Raw genomic sequence first — 5,230 nt, forward strand, 5'->3', positions numbered from 1 at the left:
TTCACGCGCATCGGCAAACGCGTGCCCGTGCTCGCCGACCTCAAGCCCAGCGGCAAACATCTAATGTCCGAACTCGTCGCCATCGGCGGCATCCGTCCGCTCATGAAGACGCTGCTCGACGCCGGCCTGCTCCACGGCGACGCCCTTACCGTCACCGGCCAAACCATGGCGCAAACCCTCGCGAACGTGCAGCCGTATCCTGCCGGGCAAACCATCATTCAACCGCTCGACAAGCCGATCAAAAAGGACAGCCACCTTGTCATCCTGCGCGGCAATCTCGCTCCCCAAGGCGCGGTCGCGAAAATTTCTGGCAAGGAAGGATTGCGCTTCACCGGCAAAGCCATTGTGTTTGAGTCCGAGGAAAAAGCGCTCAAAGCGATTCTGAACGGCAAGGTGAAGAAAGGACACGTCATTGTGATCCGCAGCGAAGGACCGAAAGGCGGGCCGGGCATGAGAGAAATGCTGTCGCCCACCAGCGCCATCATGGGCAAGGGCCTCGGCAAAGACGTCGCGCTCATCACCGACGGACGATTCAGCGGCGGCAGCCACGGCTTCGTGGTCGGCCACGTGACGCCGGAAGCATACGTCGGCGGCCCGATTGCGCTCGTGAAGAACGGCGACACGATCACGATTGACGCCGAGAAACGGGAGTTGACGCTCGAAGTCCCTGGCGCGGAATTGAAGAAGCGCAAGAAGTCGTGGAAGAAACCCGCGCCCCGTTACACTCGCGGCGTGCTGGCGAAATACGCCGCGCACGTCACCAGCGCGTCGCAGGGTGCGGTGACGGATGCGGATTTGAAGTTGTAAGGGGAATCTCGCGAGGAACGTGTTTTTGTCGGGCTACAACCCTGAAAGGGCTGCATCGCCGCTGCTGCCCAATTCACCAAAGACGTTTCCATTTTTGGTAGGGCGGAGCTGCTGCTCCGCCTCGAGTTTGGGCGACGCAATCTCGCCTTCACGAGACTATTATTTGTTTGCCTTTCCTCCGCGTCTCCGCAGTGAATGAAGGTCGGCGTTTAGTTGGTCTCAGCCATACTTTCAAGTTATGCTGAGGCAAGAAACATGGTCTTTCACTACATCACGCATCGTGTGGCATTGTGTTGCCATGATGAAACTACGAAAAGCAACCGAACGAGGGCACGCCGAACACGGCTGGCTGGACACGTATCACACTTTCAGCTTCGCGGACTACTACGACCCGCAATGGATGGGCTTTCGCAGCCTGCGCGTCATCAACGATGATCTCGTGATGCCGGGACAGGGTTTCGGAACGCATCCGCATCGCGACATGGAAATCATCACCTACATTCTCAGCGGCGCGCTGGAGCACAAGGATTCCATGGGCAATGGCCGCGTGATGCGCCCGGGCGAGGTGCAATACATGGCCGCCGGCACCGGCGTGCAACACAGCGAATTCAATCCGTCAAAGGACGAAGCGGTGCATCTGCTGCAAATCTGGATTCTGCCGGATGCCAAAGGCCTGAAACCGCGCTACGCCGAGAAGTCGCTCAAAGACGCCGCGATCGGGACGTTGCATCTCGTGACGAGCAAGACGGGGCGCGACGGGTCGATCGCCATCAACCAGGACGCCGATCTGTGGCTCGCCAAACTTGACGCGGGCAATCGCGTCACGCATAAGCTTGCGCCCGGACGCCACGCGTGGGTCCATGTGGCCGAGGGCGAGGTGTCGCTCAACGGAAAGAAGCTGAGCGGTGGTGACGCGGCGGCGGTCGGCGAAGAAACCGCGTTGGAGTTGAGCGCAACCAAACCGGCGCAGGTCCTGTTGTTTGACTTGAATTGAACGATGAACCGGAGACGACCGGGGAGAATTTTCCGGTTGTCTCCGTTCGTTCCCGCGGGTAAACCAAACAAAAAAGAAAGGAACAAATCCTCATGAAAGTCGTCGTCATCATTGCGCGTGTCTTGCTCGGTCTCGGCTTTTTGGTGTTCGGATCGAACGCCTTCCTCCAGTTCATTCACGCGCCGCCGCCGGAAGGCCTGGCCGCCGATTTCACCAAGGCGCTGTTCGTGAGTCATTACTTTTACGCGGTCGCCGTGTTGCAAATCCTCGGCGGCGCGATCCTGCTGATCGGACGCTTTGTGCCCCTGGGCCTGACGCTGCTGGGGCCGGTGATCGTGAACATTGTGTTGTTCCACATCTTTCTTGAACCCAAGGGCCTGCCGGTGGCGATTGTGTTTGCCGCGCTCACGCTGATTGTGCTTTGGGCGAACCGCGAAGCGTTCAAGGGCTTGCTCAAGCCGTGAGCGAAAGACCCGAGAAGAGCGGGAGAACGATTAAGAGAAGATTTTGAGTGAGATGAGCGAGCGTTCTTGATCATAATCGTTCTCCCAACCGCGATCCCCGGTATCTGATACTTCACGAACTCAACTGACCCCTGACACCGGGAAATGACTCGTCCGGTCACCTGAACGGCTGATTCTTCGAGGCGAAGCGCCGGATTATTACGACGGCGAGGAATAATCACGCTCAACGGCCTTTCAAAGCGGTGGGAGTCAGATCTGTTGCCGGAAGGGCTTCCGTAACCGGTAGCTCTCCGCGCAGCATCTTCGCACCGGCGCCAACAAGGCGAAGATAGAAGTCGCCTGGCAAACCCTCGAAGGTTACGAACTTCACCCCGCTACCGGCCGGCACGTCGTTGGTGCATTTGAAAATCGCGGTGCCCTCGTCCACCTCGTCGAACATGGCGACGTAGATCATCGTGGCACGGGCGCGCTTCGCCGTGACGAACTGTGACCAGAGGAACTCGCCTTTCAACCGAGGAATGGCATCGAACTGCTTTCCATACATGTTGAACCAGCTGAATCCCGGAAAGACCACCGGCAGGAAATCAATCTTTCGTTCCGCGCACCAGGCCATGTCCGGCCGCCAGGTTTTCTCGCCGTGCCGTTTCGCTTCGACCGGACTGCGATAACGGCCGACCGTCCACGGGCTGACGACGTCTGCGAGTTTGATTATCTCGTGCAATTCCGGATCCTTCACCGCGTCGCGTTCAAGCTCGCGCCAGTAGCTCGGCACACCGAGCATGATGGAACAGCCGTCCTGTTTCAGAAATTCCACCAACCGTCGGCATTCCTCCAGCGTGTAACGACGGCCGTCATTGAAGCCAACGCCCCACACCGCGACGAGCGGACGCCCGCGATGGTGCAGATACGCAGGGTCGTCCGTCACCTTCATTTGTGACCGCAGAGTGCGCCAGTCATCCATCACCTCGTGAATGCGGTTGGTGCCCAGACCGCTCAGGTCATACATCACCGCGTAGGCGCGGCCGAATCGATTTGCCCCCTCGCGACAATGCGCCAGCACCGCGTTGTTGTGGCGCAACGCCCGCGGGTCACGCAGGTCGTTGATGAAACGCTGCACAAACGCGCCATCAATGCCGTAGTCGCGCATCCATTGAAAATGCCGCAGCACCGTCGGCTGCTTGAACGAGCTGAACACCTCGGCGGTGCGGCCAGCCGCGTTGGTGAAGCCCGTCGCGAAACGCTCGTCCGCGCCGAGTTCGGAAACGTCCGGCCACAAATCGATCTTCGCGTTGCCGGGCGCGAGCGGCCCGCGCCGCCTCGTCCAGTGAACCCACCCGCGTTCGGCGCCATCGCCCTCCGCGTTAAACCAGCCCTGATAACCGCACATCACCTTGTTCGAGAGCGTGCTGGTATCCACTCCCCGCACGCTCGGGCCGACGTAAGGCCGGAGCGTTTCCAGCTCGACGGCTTCGCGCGTCAGTGAAGCCGCGTTCATCCCCGCGCTGCCGAGGGTGAGAAGACAACCGGTGGTGACAAACGGGGCAATGAAGCGAAGGGCCAAATTATCTTTCACGCGTTCATACTACCACATTGTGACTGTCCGCCGCATTAAACGCGTGCTGATGAAACGGCAGATGTAACAATTGTGCTTCCAGCTTTGGCGACTGAAACATCGCCTGTCCCGCTTAACATTGTCGGCATGAAAGTCGCCACCATCGTCGTTCGTGTCCTGCTGGGACTCATGTTCGTTGTCTTCGGCTCAAACATCTTTGTCCACTTCATCCCGATGCCGGAACAAAAGCCATCACTCATGACCGACTTCGCCAACGCGCTTATGAAACGTGGTTACGTGTATGTCATTGGTTTTTACAGGTTGCGGTTGGTCTGCTGCGCCTGATTGGACGCTACGTTCCCCTGGGGCTGACGCTGCTCGGCCCGGTCGTCGTGAACATCCTGCTTTTCCACATTTTCCTCGAACCACGGGCCGGCCAATGGCCACATCGTCTCTGCTCTCGCGCTGTTCCTGCTTTGGCATTACCGGACGAATTTCGCCGGTCTCGTGAAGGCGTGATGCGTGTCTTTCAGCCTGACACACCTTGGGTAATTTTCATCGGGTGATCGCGGGACGACACAATCGAAGCGCCTGCCGCATTCGACAACCAATCGGAATTTGCAAGTATTGGCTCTTTACGCTAAAATGCCCTTCATGTGTACACAATCTCAACCGTCGCCCGATTTGTTTTTTGACACCGTCACCGCGTATCAAAAAACCGCCGCACTTAAAGCCGCGGTGGACTTGAGTCTGTTCACGGTCATTGCGGACGGGGCATTGACTGCTGCCGAAGTCGCGGGACGCTGCCATGCCGCGGTGCGCAGCACCCGCATTCTTTGCGATTACATGACCGTGCTGGGCTTCCTGAAAAAATCGGCAGACCGTTATACGCTTACGCCGGACAGCGCGGTCTTCCTGAATCGCCAGTCGCCGGCTTACGCGGGTGGAGTTGTGGATTTCCTGCTGTCGGATCATTTGACCTCCGCCTTTGACCGCTTGACCGAATCCGTTCGAAAAGGAGGCACGGCCGAACCGCAGCAGGGCAGCATCACGCCCGAACATCCGATGTGGATGGCGTTCGCTGAATCAATGGGCGGTCTCATGATGCGCGCCGCCGAAGGACTTGCCGAGCTGTTGCCTCTCGAGCAAAATCGTCCTGCCAAGGTCCTTGACGTCGCGGCCAGCCACGGTATGTGGGGCATTGCCTTTGCGAAGAAAAATCCCAAGACGCAACTTGTCGCACTGGACTGGCCGGGGGTATTGCAAATCACGACGAAGAACGCTCGTGCCGCGGGGATTATTGACCGCTTCAGCACGCTTGCCGGAAGCGCTTTCGAGGTGGAACTCGGCAGGGATTATGATGCCGTGCTTGTCCCGAACTTCCTCCACCACTTCAACAATGCGGAATGCGTT

At 58.6% G+C, this 5,230-nt stretch carries 6 protein-coding genes; 5 read left to right on the forward strand and 1 reads right to left on the reverse strand.

Features of this window, described 5'->3' with window-relative positions:
• From VN887_15630 to VN887_15640, 3 genes are all read left to right on the forward strand, one after another.
• Positions 1 to 807 (forward strand): dihydroxy-acid dehydratase (locus VN887_15630; GenBank protein HXT41436.1); only part of this gene is annotated, 807 nt, incomplete at its 5' end.
• A gap of 298 nt (positions 808 to 1,105) precedes the next feature.
• The gene (locus VN887_15635; protein HXT41437.1) at positions 1,106 to 1,801 is read left to right on the forward strand and encodes a pirin family protein; all 696 of its coding nucleotides are present in this window, start codon (positions 1,106 to 1,108) and stop codon (positions 1,799 to 1,801) included.
• A gap of 92 nt (positions 1,802 to 1,893) precedes the next feature.
• Positions 1,894 to 2,265, forward strand: coding sequence for a hypothetical protein (locus VN887_15640; GenBank protein ID HXT41438.1), 372 nt, complete (start codon positions 1,894 to 1,896; stop codon positions 2,263 to 2,265).
• 223 nt (positions 2,266 to 2,488) lie between these two features.
• Here the strand turns inward: VN887_15640 and VN887_15645 are convergent, their stop codons facing one another.
• Positions 2,489 to 3,838 carry a glycoside hydrolase family 71/99-like protein gene (locus VN887_15645; GenBank protein HXT41439.1) on the reverse strand — a complete coding sequence of 450 codons (1,350 nt, stop codon included), beginning with the start codon at positions 3,836 to 3,838 and terminating at the stop codon, positions 2,489 to 2,491.
• A 126-nt stretch (positions 3,839 to 3,964) separates the two neighbouring features.
• Between VN887_15645 and VN887_15650 the strand changes: the two genes are divergently transcribed.
• Both VN887_15650 and VN887_15655 read left to right on the forward strand, forming a co-directional pair.
• Positions 3,965 to 4,162, forward strand: coding sequence for a hypothetical protein (locus tag VN887_15650; protein ID HXT41440.1), 198 nt, complete (start codon positions 3,965 to 3,967; stop codon positions 4,160 to 4,162).
• Between the two features lie 309 nt (positions 4,163 to 4,471).
• Positions 4,472 to 5,230 (forward strand): class I SAM-dependent methyltransferase (locus tag VN887_15655; GenBank protein ID HXT41441.1); only part of this gene is annotated, 759 nt, incomplete at its 3' end.

It is taken from the genome of Candidatus Angelobacter sp., from assembly GCA_035607015.1.
Taxonomy (GTDB): domain Bacteria; phylum Verrucomicrobiota; class Verrucomicrobiia; order Limisphaerales; family AV2; genus AV2.